This window comes from Rudaea sp. (assembly GCF_036383415.1).
GTDB lineage: Bacteria > Pseudomonadota > Gammaproteobacteria > Xanthomonadales > Rhodanobacteraceae > Rudaea.
Genome location: NZ_DASVOK010000124.1, coordinates 1 through 16,659, shown reverse-complemented (window position 1 = coordinate 16,659; position 16,659 = coordinate 1). Strand labels below are relative to the sequence as shown.

Here is a 16,659-nt window from a genome sequence, read left to right as displayed (position 1 = left end):
GCGGCGGTTGCCGCGAAGCTCGCGGCAGCCAGCACCACGGCCGCGAGCGGGGATTTCTTGAACTTCATACGGAATTTCCTCTTGTCTCACTCCGAAAACGGCCGAACCGATCGTTCGACTCGGCATAGTTAGCGGAACGGGAGGAAATTCGGCTCATCGAAGCGCGGCGATCCAAGACACGGCGCACGAAACCGGTGCGACGCCGCACCGAATCCGTGGAGGAATCTCCGCTTCAGGCCAGCGTCGCAAACTCCGCGCCTTCGACCGCGTAGCGGGCGTAGCGGAAATCGCGGATGCCGACGAGGCGGTCGCCGTCCCAGTTCAGCAGTACGAAATAGATCGGCGCTCCCGCGGGATCGTGCGGATCGAAGGCGAGCGCCGCGAGCCGGCCGTCGACGTTGCCGAGGGCGAAACGCCAGTCCGCGATCCGCTCGTACTGGGCGTAGTAGGTGCCGACTTGCGCGCGCCCGCGCAGGCTCGCCTTGGCGACGAGATCGAGGCGCACCTCGTCGGCGAGCATCGCGCGCAGCGCATCGAAGTCGTGCGCATTGAAGCGATCGATGTAGGCCGCGATCAACGCATGCTCGCGTTTCGACAAGGCCGTGACGCGGGGCGATTCCGTTTCGGCCGAAAGTTCGCGCAAGCGCGTGCGTCCGCGATGCAGCGCCGCCTTCACCGAGGCGATCGTCGCGCCGTCGAGCACACCCGCGATTTCCTCGATCGAGTGACCGAGCACGTCTTTCAGGATCACGCAGCTGCGCTGCGATGCCGGCAATCGCATGAAGGTACGCAGACCGGCTTCGACGGCCATGTGTTCGTCCTCGACGGCAACGGAGGTGGCGATCAGCGCGACGTCCTCATCGGCGTGAACCGCGTCGCGCCGCGCGCGCTGGCGCAGATGATCGAGCGCGGCGTTGTGCGCGATGCGGAACATCCAGGCTTCGGCATCGTCGATCGCAGCGACGCCCGGCAATGCTTCGAGCGCCTTGGCCAGCGCATCCTGCAGCACGTCCTCGCCGTCGACGACCGATCCGGTCATGCGTGCACAGTAGCGATGCAGCCTTGGCCTGAGCGCGGCGATCAGGCGATCGAACGCCGCAGCGTCGAGAGGCTGCGCGGCAGGCATTCCGTCCGATTGCGTCGGCGTCATGCGGATCAGGTGCAGCGAATATGGAAGGAGCGGTGTTGCACGGGATTCCTCATCGTTTTCGCAAATGCATTGTGCGCGTTCTCTCCGGGAGACGTTGCCGGGCGGGCAAAGGATTCGCCACCACCGGAATTTTTTTCGTGACCGACCGGATCGTTTGCGCCCGCGCATTCGTCCCTGCCTGCGTACCACCCACTTTCACTGGAAACGAGGAACGCAACATGCCATCGCTTGCTGAAAATACCATTGCCAATGCCGGCGCGAACCCGATCGATCCGTCGCACGAGCTTACCGGCAGGACCGCCATGATCGTCGGCGCCAGTCGCGGCATCGGTCGCGGCATCGCGCTGGCCTTTGCCGGTGCCGGCGCCCGCGTGATCGCCGTATCGCGTTCGAGCGCGGAGTTTCCCGAAGCCGGCGCCGGCACTGGCGAGATCAAGCAGGAAATCGCGGATGCCGGAGATGCCGCGCTACCCGCCCTGATCCTCGATCGCCACGAGCCGGATGTCGTTGTCCTCGTGGCCGGCGCGATCCCGCCCATGCTCCCGCTGCAACAACAGAGTTGGGAGACATTCTCGGCCAACTGGCAGGCCGATGTGCGCATCGCCTTCCACTGGCTGCGCGCGATCCTGCTGAAACCGTTGCGTCCCGGAAGTCGCGTGGTCGTCTTCAGCAGCGGTGCTGCGCTCGGCGGCTCGCCCCTCAGCGGCGGCTACGCCGGCGCCAAGGCCATGCAGCGTTTCCTCTCGGCCTACGCGCAGAACGAGTCGGCCCGGGGCGGACTGGGCATCACTTTCACCGCGGTGCTGCCGCGGTTCTCGCCGCAGACCGGCGTGGGCAAAGTGGCGGTGCAGGCTTACGCGACGCGTGCCGGCCAGTCCGTCGAGGCCTTCCTGGATTCGTTCGTGCGGTCTTCCGGCCCGCTGCTCAGCCCGCAAATCGCCGGCGCCGCGCTGTTGCAGCTGGCGATGCAGGATGCCGCCGATTTCGCACCGGCCTACCTGTTGACCGGTGCCGGTCTGCAGAAACTACCCAGCTGACCGGAGCTTCGAAGCTTCCGCGTTCGCATCGAGTCATCGCCCTTCGCTGCTACAATCCGCGCCCTTATCCCTTCAGGACGCGCGTTCATGCAACTCGATCAGGTCAAGGCCATCGTCACGGGTGGCGCGTCCGGGCTCGGCTTCGGCGTCGCCAAACATCTCGTCGCGCACGGCGCGAAAGTCGCGCTGTTCGACGTCAGCGCGGAGAAAGGCGCGCAGGCCGTCGCTGCGCTCGGCGCGAGCACGCGCTACTTCAACACCGATGTGAGCAACGAGGAACAGGTCGCGGCGAATGCCAAGGCCGCGCAGGAATGGCTCGGCGGCCTCAACGCCGCGATCAACTGCGCCGGCATCCTCGGCGCGGGCCGCGCGCTCGGCAAGGAAGGCCCGATGCCGCTGAAGACCTTCGCGACGACGGTGACGGTCAACCTGATCGGCAGCTTCAACGTGGCCAAGGCGACGGCCGACCTGATGCAGCACAACGCGCCCGGCGAGGACGGCGAGCGCGGCGTGATCGTCAACACCGCCTCGATCGCTGCGTTCGAAGGCCAGATCGGCCAGGCCGCGTACTCGGCGTCGAAAGGCGGCGTCGTCGGCATGACCCTGCCGCTGGCGCGCGAGTTCGCGCGCATCGGCGTGCGCGTGATGACCGTCGCGCCTGGCGTGTTCCACACGCCGATGGTCGAGGGCATGCCGGAACAGGTATACAATTCCCTTTGTGCACAAGTTCCCTACCCGTCGCGCCTCGGCACGGCGGAGTAATTCGCCGATGCGGTCGTCTTCATCCTGCAGAACCGCTACATGAACGGCAGCGTGATTCGGCTCGATGGGGCGATTCGCCTCGCTCCAAAGTAGGGGCGCGACTCATCGCGCCCAGCGTTTTTCCTCAGCGTATCGAAGAGCCGGGTTCGATAAATCGAACCCCTACTCAAGCACATCCACTTTCACTCCATTCCCGCAAACCATGAAAGCTTTCGAAGTCAAACGCGGCAACGTCGTCGAATACAACAGCAAGGTTTACCAGATTCGTGAAATCGAACGCAGCTCGCCGCAAGGTCGCGGCGGCAACGTCACCTTCCGCTTCGTGATGTATTCCGTGCCGGGCGCGACCAAGCTCGACATCTCGCTGCGCGCCGACGACGAGCTCAAGGAAACCGAACTCGTGCGCCGCGCCGCGAATTTTTCGTACAAGGACGGCGAGGCGTTCGTGTTCATGGATAACGAGGATTACACCCAGTACACGCTCGATGCCTCTTCGGTCGGCGACGCCGCCGGCTACATCGTGGAAGGCATCGACGGCTACTACATCCAGTTGATCGACGACGCACCGATCGGCCTGCAGGTGCCGGCGACGGTGACGCTGCAGGTCGTCGATACCGCGCCCGAACTCAAGGGCGCCTCGGCGACCAAGCGCTCCAAGCCAGCCAAGCTCAACACGGGCATCGAGATCCAGGTGCCCGAGTACATCACCAACGGCGAAAACGTGTTCGTCAACACGACGACCGGCGAATTCTCCGGACGCGCATGACCGAGACCCGCATCCGTCGCGCGACCGCGGCCGATGCGGGTACGCTCGCAGCGCTCGCGGAGCGCACGTTCCGCGACACCTTCGCGGCGGTCAATACGCCGGAGGATATGGCGGCGCACGCGGCCGCATCGTATGGCGTGGACAAGCAGCGTGCCGAGATTGAATCCGAACACATCCGCACGCTGGTCGCGGACGCCGAAGACAGTGCGGTCGCCTACGCGCAGCTGCGCCATGGCCATCGACCGGACTGCGTAAGCGTGGACGAGGCCGTCGAACTCTGGCGTTTCTACATCGACCGCGACTGGATAGGCCACGGCCTGGCACAGCGTTTGATGGAAGCCGTCTTCGCCGAGGCATCCTCAATGGACGCGCGCGGCCTGTGGCTCGGCGTCTGGGAACACAATCCGCGTGCGATCGCGTTCTACCGCAAATGCGGATTCGTCGAAGTCGGAGCGCACGCGTTTCAACTCGGCGCGGACGCGCAGACCGATCTGATCATGCAGCGCGCACTATCGACCTAACCACTTTGCGGCCATGCGCCGCAGCGATGCGTCGGCGGTGTCGTCGGACGCGAGTGCGGCAATGTCGCGCCAGGCGAGTGCGTGCGATTCGTCGCCGACGACGAAATCCTCTCCATCGAGCGCGCGCACGACGTGGCGCACGTCATAGTGCCAATGCGCCGGTTCATCGCCGCGCGCGGGGATTTCATGGCGATCCAGATCGAAAATTCCCGGCTCGACGACCAGCCCGCGCAAACCCGATTCCTCCTCCGCCTCGCGCAGCGCGACGCGCGCGAGATCGACATCGCCATCGGCGTGACCACCGAGCTGCAGCCAGCGATCGAGCTTGCGGTGATGGGTCAACAGCACGCGCGCGCCGTCGGCGCTGACGAGCCATGCTGAACCGGTGAGGTGGCCGATAACCAGACTGCGCTCGGCCGCATCGGCATGCGCCGTGGCGAAATCGCTGAACAAGGAAATGACAGCGTCTTCCGCCGGACGCAGCGCGGCGTAGCGCGCGAACGCGGCCAGCCAGCGTTGCTGCCAGGGCTGCAAGGAATGGGTGGATTGGACGGTCAGCTTGTGCGTCACAGCTTGCCCGATACGGAGGGGTCGCGTATTTTACCGGGACAAGTTTGGGTCCGCAGGACCCGGGCAAACTCCAAGGGCGGCCGCAGTCGTTGCCGCGAGCCGCTACCACACCATCAGATCTGGGGATACATAATGGTTTTCTGGCGCGTCAAGCCGCTCGACAAGATCCTCGAAACAGCAGAAAAGAAATCGCTCAAGCGCCAACTCGGCCCCATTCAATTGACTCTGCTCGGCATCGGTGCCGTGATCGGCACCGGCATCTTCGTGCTGACCGCCGAAGCCGGACAGAAGGCCGGCCCGGGCATGATGCTCGCCTTCGTCATCGCAGCGATTGTCTGCGCGCTGGCCGCGCTGGCCTACTCCGAAATCGCCTCGATGATCCCGGTGTCGGGCTCGGCCTATACCTACAGCTACGGCGTGTTCGGCGAGTTGATCGCCTGGGTCGTCGGCTGGGCGCTCGGCCTTGAATATGGCATCGGCGCGGCCGTGGTCTGCGTCGGCTGGTCCGGCTACATGAACGGCCTGCTCGCGGCCAACGGATACGGATTGCCCGAAGCACTGCGCACCGGTCTCTACGCGGGCGGCACGTTCAACCTGCTCGCCTTCCTGATCGGCCTCGCCGTCACCGTGCTGCTCGTGATCGGCACTTCGAAGAGCGCGCGCGTCAACGCGGTGCTCGTCACGATCAAAATCATCGCGCTGACCGTGTTCATCTTCCTCGCCGTGCCGGCGGTGAAGAGCGGCAACTTCGAACCGTTTCTGCCCGGCGGCTGGGGCAGCCCGCTCGGCGGCGTCGGCGTGCTCGGCGCGGCGGCGTCGATCTTCTTCGCCTACGTCGGCTTCGACGCAGTTTCGACCGCGGCCGAGGAAACGAAGAACCCGAACCGCAACATCCCGATCGGCCTGATCGGCTCGCTGACCGTGTGCACGATCTTCTACCTGCTGGTCGGCTACGGCGCCGCCGGCTCGGTCGGCGCGCAGCCGATGCTCGGCGCGAACGGCGTGCCGCTCGATCCGGGCACGCCGGAAATGATGGCGGCCTGCGCCAATTCGCAGGCCCTGGTCTGCAGCCGCGAACCGCTTGCGCATGTAATGCGCCTGCTTGGCCACACGAGCATCGGCGACTGGATCGGCATCGCCGCGATCCTCGCCCTGCCCTCGGTAATCCTGATGATGATGTTCGGCCAGACCCGCGTCTTCTTCACCATGTCGCGCGACGGTCTGCTGCCCGAGGTGCTGTCCAGGGTGCATCCGAAGTTCTTTACGCCGCACGTGATCACGATCATCACCGGCCTCGTCGTCTCGTTCTGCGGCGCGCTGTTTCCGGTCGGCAAGCTTGCCGACACATCGAACTCCGGCACCTTGCTCGCGTTCGCGATGGTCTCGCTTGGCGTGCTGATCCTGCGCAAGCAACAGCCTGATCGCCCGCGCCCGTTCCGCACGCCGCTGGCGTGGGTCGTCTGCCCGCTCGCCGTCGCCGGCTGCCTGCTGCTGTTCGTCAACCTGAGCATGACCGCGAAGCTCGTGTTCGCGATCTGGGCGGTGATCGGCCTCGCGATCTACGCGCTCTACGGCTACAAGCGCAGCCAGCTCGCGAACGGCAACTGAAGGTACATCGCATTGAAATCGTCGTTCACGCACACAACCTGATGTGATCGCGCCGACTCAAGGCCGACGTTTTCGCGTCGGCCTTAGTCTTTTGGGAATACGCAAATGCTCAAACAACTTCTTCGCACCAAGCATCCTCTCGCGGTCAACAACGAGGCCGGCGAAATCGAACTGCGCCGCACGCTCGGCCCCTGGGGCCTGACCGCGATCGGCATCGGCGCCGTGATCGGCGGCGGCATCTTCGTCATCACCGGCAATGCCGCGGCGATGCACGCCGGACCCGCGGTCATGCTCTCATTCGTACTGGCGGCGATCTGCTGCACGTTCTGCGCGCTGTGCTACGCCGAGTTCGCGGCGATGGTGCCGGTGTCGGGCTCGGCGTATTCGTACACCTACGCCACGCTCGGCGAAGGCGCGGCCTGGTTCATCGGCTGGATGCTGATTCTCGAATACGGAGTTTCTGCGTCAGCGGTCGCTACCAGTTGGACTGGCTATTTCGTCAGCCTGCTCGACCATGTCGGAATTCATCTACCGACGGCACTGACCAATGCGCCGTTGGCAAAGGTCGATGGAAAGCTGCAGTTGACAGGTGCGGTTCTCAACCTGCCTGCCGTCGGCATCGTCGCAGCACTAACCGCGATTTGCTACATAGGCATCCGGGAATCGGCTTCGGTCAATACAGCGATGGTGATCTTGAAAATCTGCCTGCTGCTGCTGGTGATCGGTTTCGGCTGGAGCTATGTCGACACGAATTTGTGGCATCCGTTCATTCCACCCAGTCAGGGCGAACACGAATTTGGTTGGGGCGGAATTCTGCGCGGCGCCTCGATGGTGTTCTTCGCTTACATCGGCTTCGAGGCGACCAGCGTCGCCGCTCAAGAATCGCTCAATCCCAAGCGTGATTTGCCAATCGGCATGATGGCTTCGCTGGCAATCTGCACAGTGCTCTACGTTGCGATGGCTGCAGTACTGACTGGTCTCATGCCGTATACCCAACTTGGCACCAACGAGCCGGTTGTTACTGCTGTATCAAGCCATCCACAGCTTGCCTGGCTGCGTTGGGTCGTCGAAGTTGGCGCCCTGATCGGCTTGTCAAGCGTGATTCTCTGCATGTGCATCGGCCAGCCGCGTATTTTCATGATAATGGCGAACGACGGTCTGTTGCCGCCCGTTTTCTCGCGCATTCATCCGAAGTACCGCACGCCCCATATCAACACCGTCATCACCGGCATCGGCATCGCTTTGCTGGCAGCTATATTTCCTCTCGATGTCCTGGGTGATCTCACATCCATTGGCACCCTCATCAGCTTCGCCGCTGTTTGTGCAGGAGTGTGGATACTTCGCATCTACCATGCCGACATTCCACGCCCGTTCCGCATTCCATTCGCCCCTGCGGTCTGTCTTTTGGGTATCGCGAGTTGTCTGCTGCTGCTGTCGACGTTCGACGCCTACAATTGGGCATTGACCATCGCCTGGACGCTTATCGGATTCGCGCTCTACTTCGCCTACGGCTACCGCAAGAGCAAGCTGCATCGCGACAACGCTGGAGCGGCTGCCACGGCGTCGACCTGACGACACCGGCGTCGCGATGCCACTCACCGTCCGGCTTCCGCAGCTGCCACGGCATATCTGGTGGCTGCTCGCCCTGTATTGCTGCGCAAGTTTCGTCCACTTTGCGCACAACGCGGAATACATCGCCTTCTACCCCAACATGCCACGCTGGATCACGCGCGAGAATGTTTACTGGGCGTGGCTGGCGATCACCGTTCCCGGAGTCGCGGCATTGGCCGCGGCTTCGTTTGGATGGCGCGCGATCGCGGCGCTGCTGCTCATCGCCTATGCGAGCTTCGGTCTGGATGGATTGGGCCATTACGCCCTGGCGTTGTGCTCCCAGCACACGCTGGCGATGAACTTCAGCATCTGGTTTGAAGTGCTTGCCGGCGTGACCCTGGCTATCTTTGCGACGAATCATCTGCGCAAAATCGCAAGCGGATATTGTTGACGCCATTCGTGCGCAGGCGACCCCGAATCGTATCGTCTACGTTGCGCCAGCCTAGTTGTCCAGCCTGCCCTGCACCTCGTCGAACTGGGCCCGCTCGACCTGCGCTTCCGGGAGCGCCTTGCTCGTACGCGCGCCGAGTTCGCGCAACTTTTCGACCTGTCCGATCAAATTGCCGCGCCCCGTTTCGAGCTTGCCCGAGGCTGACGCCAGCGCATTGCGCGCCGCGTCGAGCTTGGCCTTGGCTTCGTTGAGATCGTCGATAAAACCGACGAACTTGTCGTAGAGCTTGCCGGCACGATCGGCGATCTCGACGACGTTGCGGTTGCGGTCGTCGTTGCGCCACAGGCTCGCCACGGTCTGCAAGGTCGCGAGCAAGGTCGAGGTGGTGACGATGACGACCTGCTTCTCGAGCGCGAAGGCCTGCAGACCTTCGTCGCGATGCACGGCCTCGATGTAGGCGGCCTCGACCGGCACGAACATGAGCACGAATTCGAGTGAGTTGACGCCGGGCAGGTCGCTGTAGCGCTTGTCGGCGAGTTCCTTGACGTGACTGCGCAAGGACGCGAGATGCGCGCCGAGTTGGGCATCGCGCTCGGCATCGTCGGCCGCAGCGCAATAGCGCTCGTACGCGGTCAGCGACACTTTCGCATCGACGACGATGTCGCGGCCTTCGGGCAGGCGCACGATCACGTCGGGCCGCGCGCGGCCACCGGTTTCGTTCTGGAACGTCGCCTGGGTTTCGTACTGCCTGCCCCTTTGCAGGCCGGATGCTTCGAGCAAGCGTTCGAGCACGAGTTCACCCCAGGCGCCCTGGGTCTTGCTCTCACGCGTGAGCGCACGCGTGAGGTTGCGTGCGTCCTCGTCGATGCGCTGGTTGAGGTTCTTGAGCGCGTCGATCTCGGCCTTGAGCAACTGGCGCTCGCGGCTTTCCTTGTCGTAGACCTCGCCGACCTGTTTCTTGAATCCGTCGAGTTGCTCGCGCAACGGCGTGAGCAGGCTGCCGAGCTGGCTCTGGTTCTGCTCGGTGAATTTCCTGCTTTTCTCTTCGAACAGGTCGCCGGCCAGCGCCTTGAACTGGTCGCTGAGGTTTTCGCGCACGCGTTCGAGCAGGGCGATCTTGTCGGCGGCGGCCTGATGCTGTTCCTGCGCGCGCGTGGCGGTTTCGGTGATGCGCTGCTCGGCGCGCTGCGTGGCTTCGCGCCACTTCAACGCTTCGGCACGCGCGGCGGCGAGTTCGGCGTCGAGCTGGCCAAGGCGTTCCAGGCGCCCGGCGAGATTCGCGCGTTCGTTGCCGAGTGCGAACAGGGTCTTGCGTTGCTCGGTCAACTCGGTGGCGACGTTGTCATGCTGGCCTTGCAAACGCCGCACGTCGTCCAGTGCCGCGTCGCGTTCGGATGCGAGCTGCGCCACTTCAGCATCGCGACTCTCGCGTCCGCTCGCATGCGCTCGCGCACGCACGAGCGCCCATGCGAGCAGCGCGCCGAGTGCGAAAGCGATCAGCGCAATCAGTCCCCAGAGGGCATATTCGTTCGAAATCGTCGACACCGCTCATCCATCGAAACTGTCAGGCGGCGATTGTGACAGCGCCACGTCTCAGTTGGCGAGATCGCTTGTCTGATCAGGCATCTTCAATCAGCGAAGTCTTCTTCGTGTCGGGCAGGAAAACGTAGACCAGCAGCGAGCAGGCGATGCAAGCCGTGACGTACCAATAGAACCCGCTCTCGTGCCCGCCCTGCTTGAACCACAGCGCGACGGTTTCGGCGCTGCCGCCGAAGATGGCGACGGCGAGCGCGTATGGTAGGCCGACGCCGAGCGCGCGTATCTCGACCGGGAACAGTTCGGCCTTCACCACCGCGTTGATCGCGGTGTAGCCGCTGACGACGAGCAGCATCAGCATGATCAGCGCGAACGCGGCATACGGGTCTTGCGTCGCCTGCAGCGTGGTCAGTACAGGCACGGTGAGCAGCACGCCGAGCACGCCGAACGCGATCAGGATCGGGCGCCGGCCGACGTAGTCGGAGAGGCCACCGACCAACGGCTGCAGCAGCATGTAGCCGAACAGCGTCGCCGCGTTGACCAGCGTCGCCGTCTCCTTCGACAGGCCCACGCTGAGCACGAGGAACTTCGACATGTATGTCGTGTAGGTGTAGAACGCGAGCGTGCCGCCCATGGTCAGTCCGACCACGATCAGCGCCGCGCGCCAATGCCTGGCCAGCAGGCCGAGCGAACCTTCATTGCGTTTCACCTCAGCCTTGCCCTGGCTGCCGGTGAATGCAGCGGTCTCGACCATGTTCCGGCGCAGGTACAGGGCAATGAGCGCGATTCCCGCGCCGATCGCGAACGGGATGCGCCAGCCCCAGGCCTTGAGCTGATCCTCGGTGAGCACCCACTGTTGCAGCACGATCAGCACGGCAAGCGCGGTCAGTTGTCCGGCGATCAGGGTGACGTAAAGGAAGCTCGACCAGAACCCGCGGCGCTTGCTTGTCGCCATCTCGGAAAGATACGTCGCCGAACTGCCGTACTCGCCGCCGAGGCTCAGGCCCTGCAGCAGGCGCGCGAGCAGGAGCAGGATCGGCGCGGCGACACCGATGCTCGTGTAGGTCGGGCACACGGCGATCAGCAGCGAGCCCGCGCACATGAGCACGATCGAGCGCATCAGCGAGGCGCGACGGCCGTGGCGGTCGGCATAGCGGCCGAAGTACCAGCCACCGATCGGCCGCATGAGAAACCCGACCGCGAACACCGCCGCCGCGCTGAGGGCCTGCGCCACCGCATCGCCCTGCGGGAAGAACGACTTGGCGAAATACAGCGAGAACGAAGTGTAGACGTACCAGTCGTAGTATTCGACGAGGTTGCCGATCGAGCCGCCGATGATCGACTTCAGGCGCTGCAAGGCCGAGAGCGGCTGCGCCGCAGCCGATGGAATTCGCGCTTCAACGGTGTTCATCCGGCCCTCTTCGTCGTGACATGGCGGGAGCCCGGAAGGCCCGGCGGCGTCTTCGTCCGTAGCCTATTTGCGATCGCGAATTGTGTCTACTGATAGGCCATATCTACGGCCGCACTTGCAAATAAATGAGAACTGGCGCAAAGTTTTCCCGCAATGATCAGGCGGCTTCCGGTCGCTGAAGTCGCCAAATGAGCTTGTGAAACGCGCGCGCATGTCCATGCGCAAGGGGCGGTTTCCATGAAGTCATTGGTCGAGCTTTTCCTCACCGCTGCGCTGGCGATGGCCAGCGAGCAAGCACTCGGGTTGGGCTTGGGAACGATTCGGATCAAGTCCGATCTGGACCAGCCGCTGGTCGCCGAGATTCCCGTGTTCGCCGACTCGCCGGGCGAGCTGGCGGACTTGCGCGTCGCTCTCGCGCCACCCCAAGACTTCACGCGTCTTGGCTTGTCGCGCGAACGCGTCACGGTGCCGATCGAGTTCGTCGTCGGCCGGAATGCGCGCGGCGAGCTCACAATCAAACTGACCACGAAAGAAGTCGTGCGCGAACCGTTCCTCGATTTGCTCATCGAGGCGGAATGGGCAAATGGCAGGCTGCTGCGCGAATATGCCGTGCTGCTTGATCCGCCGACGACGCTGCCGGCCATCGTGCCCGCTCTCGCCGAGAAACCGAAGCCTGTGGCGGCCCCCAAGCCGGCATCGGCACTCGTGTCCGGTCCGGGGGCACCGCCAAGCGTCAAGGCCAATCCGCTCGCGTTGGCATCGGGCGGGACCGAATACCTCGTCAGGAAGGGCGACACGTTGTGGGCCATCGCGAGCAGGCTTCCTGCAGCGCGAGGCGTCAGCCTTGACCAGACAATGCGGGCTTTGTTCGAGGCCAATCCGACTGCTTTTTACCGGAGGGACCTCGACTCCCTGAAAGCGGGCGCCTTGTTGCACATCCCGGGAGGCGCAGACAATCTGGCGAGCGCGCCGCGCAACGGGCCGTCCGTCGTCACGCATGACCAAAGGCGAGCGGATGCCGCCGGCATGAACATAGCGCAGGCACGCCTGAAGGCGCCGGCAGCCACGGCGCCGATGCGCGATCATGTGCGCGAAGCGGATGAGTTGAAGCAACGCGTCAGCCAGCTCGAGGAGATCCATGAGAAGAACTTGCGCCTGATCGCGTTGCTCGATTCGAAAATCGCAGCCCTGCGCCACGAATTGCAGTCGGCGCAAGCGGCACTGGCCGCGACGCCGCCTCCGACCGAGGACGTCGTTGCAGCACCTGTTGTCGCGAAGGGGGCCTTCAAGGCCGCGGCATCCGATTCATCGCTGCATACGGAGGTGTTCAGACCGAATGAGGCGACGGTTCCGGGCGATGCGCAACCGCTCGGCGATGATTAGAACCTATCTCAAAACTTCTGCGCTCGACCCGATTCCATCCAAAATCGGGCGCGCTGGCGGTGCTCGGACTGCATAGGCAGGATGCCGGAGCGAACGGCGAAGCCGGCCCGAAGGGCGAGCCGCGGATGTCATCCTCATTCACGAATGGTGCCCTCCCGCTGGAAGCCGCCCCATATCCAACCGCGCATGCCGTGCCGTCAGTGCATCGTCCCGCTGCCGCCGGTGCCAAAATCCGGTGCGATTGCAGCAACAGGCGCCGCCGGTTCCGCGGTCGCCTCCGCCGATCTGAACAGCAACGACTGATGCAGCCACAGCGAAGTCAGATGCACGCGATGCTCGTGCGGCAGCGCAAAGCCAAGCCAACCCAGTCCGGGATGGCGCAGCATGAAGAGCACGCCGTTCGGCAGCGGCGAGGTATGCCATGACGGATTCACGATCGCTTCGGTCTGCTGCGGAGGCTGCAACGACTGCGCCGGCTCGAGCGTCGCGCGACGTGCTGCCGCGCGCGTGATCAGCTCGTCGAGCTCGGCCGCGGACAGGTTGGAAATATCGATATTCACGTTGTCTCCACTTCAAGCATGCGTTCCGAGCGCAAGCGTAGCGCTTCGTGCGCTGCCCGGACATGAGTTTGCCGCAGTCATCCGCTATAGTTTCCGTCCAACCCGAGCACGAATCCACGGAGCAACAGCTTGAGCTACACCGCGCAGCAATTCGCCGAACGCGCCGAAGCAATCGCCAAAGCCGGACGCAAGCTCGGCGCGCTCGGCCTGACCCCGGCGACGAGCAGCAATTTCTCGATGCGCCTCGACGCCGATCATCTCGCGATCACGATCTCGGGCCGCGACAAGGGCGCGCTGACCGCGGACGACATCATGGTCGTCGATCGCGCCGGCAAGGCCGTCGGCACTTCCGCGCGGCCGTCCGCCGAAACCCTGCTGCACACGCAGATCTACGCGCGTTTCCCCGAGGCGAACGCGGTGCTGCACACGCATTCGCGCACGCAGACGGTCGCCTCGCGCCTGTACGCGCGCGAAGGCGTGATCCGCTTCGAGGGTTACGAATTGCAGAAGGCGATCGCCGGCCATAGCACGCACGAATCGCAACTCGACCTGCCGGTGTTTCCGAATACGCAGCACATGCCCGAGCTCGTGGAAAAGGTGGACACTTGGATTGATGCGGGCAAGCCGCTATATGGTTACCTGATCGATGGCCACGGCATCTACACCTGGGGCCGCGACATGGCCGAAACCGAACGCCACATCGAAGCGTTCGAATTCCTGCTCAATTGCGAGCTGGATTTGAGGAGGTTGAGACAATGAGCGAACTGCGCATCTATTCCGAAACCGACGGCAGCATGCCGCTGGGCACGTACATGAAGCACGCCGATATCGCGCGTGAGCTCGGCACGGTCGGCGTGCGCTTCGAGCAATGGGAAGCATCCAGGCCGGTCGCGCCCGGCGCGAGCCAGGACGAAGTCATCGCCGCCTACCGCGCCGACATCGAGCGCCTGCAGCGCGAGGAAGGCTACCAGGCCGTCGACGTGATCAGCCTCACACCGGACCATCCCGACCGCGCCGCGCTGCGCGCGAAGTTCCTCAATGAGCACACGCATTCGGAGGACGAAGTACGCTTCTTCGTCGCCGGCCGCGGCCAGTTCACCCTGCACATCGGCGAAAAAGTATACGAGGTGCTGTGCATGCAGGGCGACCTGATCGGCGTTCCCGACGGCACGCGCCACTGGTTCGACATGAGCGAGGCGCCCTACTTCATCGCCATCCGCCTGTTCACTAACAAGGAAGGCTGGGTGGCCAACTTCACCGGCAGCGACATCGCCGGGAAATTCCCGCGCCTCGCCGCACAACCGCTCGCCGCATGAGCTACATCCTGGAATCGCTCGCACCGGGCGAAACCCTCGTCGCGCGCTTCCACCTGCACTGGACGGCGAAGGGTCGGCTGATCCTCGGCATCGTCCTGATCCCGCTCGTCATCGGCATCTTCATCACGATCTACGAATGGCTGCGCCTGCGCGGCATTGAACTCGGCGTCACGACAGCGCGCGTGGTACACAAGACCGGCATCGTCGGCCGCGAGACCGAAGAGGTGCGCCTCAGCGCGATCGAAACGGTCGATCTCGAACAGAGCACCTGGGGACGCCTGCTCGGCTACGGCAACGTGCGCGTCACCGGCCGCGGCGAAAGCAGCGTGCTGTTCGATCGCGTCGCCGATCCGGTCGGCGTGAAACGCGCGATCGAAGCTGCCTATTCGGCGCATGTCGAACACGCCAGGGACGCATCGAACCGATGATCCGCGCCATCGTCACAGACATCGAAGGCACCACGAGTTCGATCGACTTCGTCAAGGACGTGCTGTTCCCATACGCGCGCGAGAAGCTGCCCGCATTCGTCGAAACGCATGCCGACCAAGCCGAGGTGCAACACTGGCTGCACGAAGCCGCGCGCGATGCGGGACTCGTCTCGGCGAGCCGGCATGAAATCATCGACCTGCTGATCCGCTGGATCGATGAGGACCGCAAGGCGACGCCGCTCAAGGCGCTGCAGGGCCTGATCTGGGCAGACGGCTACGCCAGCGGCGAATTCAAGGGGCACGTCTATCCCGAGGTGGCGAACAATCTGCAAAAGTGGAAAAAGCAAGGAATCCACTTGTACGTTTATTCGTCGGGCTCGGTCGCCGCGCAGAAACTGCTGTTCGGCCACAGTGAGGCCGGCGACCTGACGCCGCTGTTCTCCGGCTACTTCGACACCGAGGTTGGCGGCAAGCGCGAAGTCGATTCCTACCGGCGCATTGCCGCCGCAATCGGCATCCCGCCCGGCCAGATCCTGTTCCTGTCCGATATCGTCCAGGAACTCGATGCCGCCGCCGCGGCCGGACTGCAGACCGTCCAACTGCTGCGCCCGGCCGCGGAATCAGCTGCAAACCAGCACGAGCAGGTCCACGATTTCAGCGAAATTTCAGTCGGTTAGCTGATTTCCCGAAACCAATCCGCAGTCGAGGCAGTACTGGACCGAAACCGTCAGCCGCACCGGATGAACGAAAATTCATACGCTGCAGTGCAACGTGGAATTTGTTAAAATATCGCTATTGCACCATTTTGCAGCGTCAATCCGGCCTTGATCCGCACGACCGCCCGCCTGCTCCTCGCTTTCGTCCTCGCCTTCACCGTCGGCGCAAGCGTCGGCGTGGCCAGCCTCGGCACGCATCAGCCCGACGCATCGGCAGCGGCCAAGGCAACGGTCGAAAACGACGACAGCGCCGATCAGGCCATCGTCTGGCCGGCCAACGTCGGCTCGCCAGAGCAGGTGCTGTACGCGCAGCCGCAGCGCATGCAGGACGCGATCGACAAGCTCGCGCCGCGCACCGCCGGCAAGGCCAATCTCTACCTCATTTCCTTCGCCGGCGACGGCGAGGAGAACGTGTTCCGCAACGAGGTCGAATACGCCGAGAAACTTTTTTCCGAGCGCTTCGACGCCAAGGGCCACGTGCTGACCCTGATCAACAATCCGGGCACGCTTGATCGCCGCCCGATCGCAAGCCTGTCCAACCTCGAGCTCGCCATCGACGCGCTTGGCAAGAAGCTCGACCCGGACGAGGACGTGTTGATGGTATTCATCACCACGCACGGTTCGCGCGCGCACGAGCTGTACGTCAGCCTCGATCCGCTGCCGCTCGACCAAATCGTGCCCGAGGACCTGGCCGACGTGTTTTCCGAATCGCCGATCAAGCAGCGCGTGTTCGTGATCTCGGCCTGCTACGCGGGCGGCTTCATCGATGCGCTCAAGGGCGACGGCACCATGGTCATCACTGCAGCGCGCGGCGACCGCGCCTCGTTCGGCTGCGGCACGAGCTCCGACATCACCGATTTCGGCCGCGCCTTCTTCGTCGACGCCCTCAATCG

Annotated in this window: 17 protein-coding genes and 1 pseudogene; 13 read left to right on the top strand and 5 right to left on the bottom strand. The window is 63.9% G+C overall.

The window, feature by feature from the left end; all coding sequences use genetic code 11:
* Nucleotides 1-232: 232 nt before the first annotated feature.
* A complete protein-coding gene (locus VF497_RS04780; protein ID WP_330886496.1) occupies nucleotides 233-1,150 on the bottom strand; it encodes a sigma-70 family RNA polymerase sigma factor in 918 nt (305 codons plus the stop codon).
* Nucleotides 1,151-1,368: 218 nt separating this feature from the next.
* On the opposite strand from VF497_RS04780, the gene VF497_RS04775 reads away from it, so the two are divergent.
* From VF497_RS04775 to VF497_RS04760, 4 genes and pseudogenes are all read left to right on the top strand, one after another.
* The gene (locus VF497_RS04775; protein WP_330886495.1) at nucleotides 1,369-2,187 is read left to right on the top strand and encodes an SDR family oxidoreductase; all 819 of its coding nucleotides are present in this window, start codon (nucleotides 1,369-1,371) and stop codon (nucleotides 2,185-2,187) included.
* An 87-nt stretch (nucleotides 2,188-2,274) separates the two neighbouring features.
* Nucleotides 2,275-3,042 (top strand): annotated as a pseudogene (locus VF497_RS04770) (SDR family NAD(P)-dependent oxidoreductase).
* A 109-nt stretch (nucleotides 3,043-3,151) separates the two neighbouring features.
* The gene (gene yeiP / locus VF497_RS04765) at nucleotides 3,152-3,715 is read left to right on the top strand and encodes an elongation factor P-like protein YeiP (protein ID WP_330886494.1); all 564 of its coding nucleotides are present in this window, start codon (nucleotides 3,152-3,154) and stop codon (nucleotides 3,713-3,715) included.
* A complete protein-coding gene (locus VF497_RS04760; RefSeq protein ID WP_330886493.1) occupies nucleotides 3,712-4,236 on the top strand; it encodes a GNAT family N-acetyltransferase in 525 nt (174 codons plus the stop codon). The genes yeiP and VF497_RS04760 overlap by 4 nt, the downstream gene beginning before the upstream one ends.
* Here VF497_RS04760 and VF497_RS04755 read toward each other — a convergent pair.
* Nucleotides 4,225-4,689: an NUDIX hydrolase gene (locus tag VF497_RS04755; RefSeq protein WP_330886497.1), complete on the bottom strand. Its 465-nt coding sequence runs from the start codon at nucleotides 4,687-4,689 to the stop codon at nucleotides 4,225-4,227. The two genes, VF497_RS04760 and VF497_RS04755, sit on opposite strands and share 12 nt — an antisense overlap.
* A 249-nt stretch (nucleotides 4,690-4,938) precedes the next feature.
* Here VF497_RS04755 and VF497_RS04750 point away from each other — a divergent pair, with 249 nt between their 5' ends.
* The 3 genes from VF497_RS04750 to VF497_RS04740 all read left to right on the top strand — a co-directional run bounded on the left by VF497_RS04750 (nucleotide 4,939) and on the right by VF497_RS04740 (nucleotide 8,416).
* Complete coding sequence (locus tag VF497_RS04750; RefSeq protein WP_330886492.1) at nucleotides 4,939-6,414, top strand: amino acid permease; 1,476 nt, start codon at nucleotides 4,939-4,941, stop codon at nucleotides 6,412-6,414.
* Between the two features lie 105 nt (nucleotides 6,415-6,519).
* Entirely contained in the window at nucleotides 6,520-7,986 is a 1,467-nt protein-coding gene (locus VF497_RS04745; RefSeq protein ID WP_330886491.1) for an amino acid permease, read from the top strand.
* Between the two features lie 139 nt (nucleotides 7,987-8,125).
* Nucleotides 8,126-8,416, top strand: coding sequence for a hypothetical protein (locus VF497_RS04740; protein ID WP_330886490.1), 291 nt, complete (start codon nucleotides 8,126-8,128; stop codon nucleotides 8,414-8,416).
* 51 nt (nucleotides 8,417-8,467) lie between these two features.
* Here VF497_RS04740 and rmuC read toward each other — a convergent pair whose 3' ends face one another.
* Entirely contained in the window at nucleotides 8,468-9,961 is a 1,494-nt protein-coding gene (rmuC, locus tag VF497_RS04735; protein ID WP_330886489.1) for a DNA recombination protein RmuC, read from the bottom strand.
* 73 nt (nucleotides 9,962-10,034) lie between these two features.
* A complete protein-coding gene (locus VF497_RS04730; protein ID WP_330886488.1) occupies nucleotides 10,035-11,363 on the bottom strand; it encodes an MFS transporter in 1,329 nt (442 codons plus the stop codon).
* A 366-nt stretch (nucleotides 11,364-11,729) separates the two neighbouring features.
* On the opposite strand from VF497_RS04730, the gene VF497_RS04725 reads away from it, so the two are divergent.
* Nucleotides 11,730-12,746 (top strand): FimV/HubP family polar landmark protein, encoded by a 1,017-nt coding sequence (locus VF497_RS04725; RefSeq protein ID WP_330886487.1) that lies wholly within the window; start codon nucleotides 11,730-11,732, stop codon nucleotides 12,744-12,746.
* Between the two features lie 197 nt (nucleotides 12,747-12,943).
* Here VF497_RS04725 and VF497_RS04720 read toward each other — a convergent pair whose 3' ends face one another.
* Nucleotides 12,944-13,306, bottom strand: a complete 363-nt coding sequence (locus VF497_RS04720) for a hypothetical protein (RefSeq protein WP_330886486.1) — start codon at nucleotides 13,304-13,306, stop codon at nucleotides 12,944-12,946.
* A 129-nt stretch (nucleotides 13,307-13,435) separates the two neighbouring features.
* Here VF497_RS04720 and VF497_RS04715 point away from each other — a divergent pair, with 129 nt between their 5' ends.
* The 5 genes from VF497_RS04715 to VF497_RS04695 form a co-directional block, all read left to right on the top strand.
* Nucleotides 13,436-14,065, top strand: a complete 630-nt coding sequence (locus VF497_RS04715; RefSeq protein WP_330886485.1) for a methylthioribulose 1-phosphate dehydratase — start codon at nucleotides 13,436-13,438, stop codon at nucleotides 14,063-14,065.
* Nucleotides 14,062-14,622, top strand: a complete 561-nt coding sequence (locus tag VF497_RS04710) for an acireductone dioxygenase (RefSeq protein ID WP_330886484.1) — start codon at nucleotides 14,062-14,064, stop codon at nucleotides 14,620-14,622. The genes VF497_RS04715 and VF497_RS04710 overlap by 4 nt, the downstream gene beginning before the upstream one ends.
* The gene (locus VF497_RS04705; RefSeq protein ID WP_330886483.1) at nucleotides 14,619-15,050 is read left to right on the top strand and encodes a PH domain-containing protein; all 432 of its coding nucleotides are present in this window, start codon (nucleotides 14,619-14,621) and stop codon (nucleotides 15,048-15,050) included. The genes VF497_RS04710 and VF497_RS04705 overlap by 4 nt, the downstream gene beginning before the upstream one ends.
* Complete coding sequence (gene mtnC / locus VF497_RS04700; protein ID WP_330886482.1) at nucleotides 15,047-15,727, top strand: acireductone synthase; 681 nt, start codon at nucleotides 15,047-15,049, stop codon at nucleotides 15,725-15,727. The genes VF497_RS04705 and mtnC overlap by 4 nt, the downstream gene beginning before the upstream one ends.
* Nucleotides 15,728-15,874: 147 nt before the next feature.
* On the top strand, nucleotides 15,875-16,659 hold a 785-nt coding region (locus tag VF497_RS04695; RefSeq protein WP_330886481.1), incomplete at its 3' end, for a C13 family peptidase.

Coding starts and splice junctions, on each gene's coding strand:
- VF497_RS04780 (WP_330886496.1), bottom strand. CDS start 1,150: ATGACGCCGACGCAATCGGACGGAATGCCTGCCGCGCAGCCTCTCGAC.
- VF497_RS04775 (WP_330886495.1), top strand. CDS start 1,369: ATGCCATCGCTTGCTGAAAATACCATTGCCAATGCCGGCGCGAACCCG.
- yeiP (WP_330886494.1), top strand. CDS start 3,152: ATGAAAGCTTTCGAAGTCAAACGCGGCAACGTCGTCGAATACAACAGC.
- VF497_RS04760 (WP_330886493.1), top strand. CDS start 3,712: ATGACCGAGACCCGCATCCGTCGCGCGACCGCGGCCGATGCGGGTACG.
- VF497_RS04750 (WP_330886492.1), top strand. CDS start 4,939: ATGGTTTTCTGGCGCGTCAAGCCGCTCGACAAGATCCTCGAAACAGCA.
- VF497_RS04745 (WP_330886491.1), top strand. CDS start 6,520: ATGCTCAAACAACTTCTTCGCACCAAGCATCCTCTCGCGGTCAACAAC.
- VF497_RS04740 (WP_330886490.1), top strand. CDS start 8,126: ATGCCACGCTGGATCACGCGCGAGAATGTTTACTGGGCGTGGCTGGCG.
- VF497_RS04730 (WP_330886488.1), bottom strand. CDS start 11,363: ATGAACACCGTTGAAGCGCGAATTCCATCGGCTGCGGCGCAGCCGCTC.
- VF497_RS04710 (WP_330886484.1), top strand. CDS start 14,062: ATGAGCGAACTGCGCATCTATTCCGAAACCGACGGCAGCATGCCGCTG.
- VF497_RS04705 (WP_330886483.1), top strand. CDS start 14,619: ATGAGCTACATCCTGGAATCGCTCGCACCGGGCGAAACCCTCGTCGCG.
- mtnC (WP_330886482.1), top strand. CDS start 15,047: ATGATCCGCGCCATCGTCACAGACATCGAAGGCACCACGAGTTCGATC.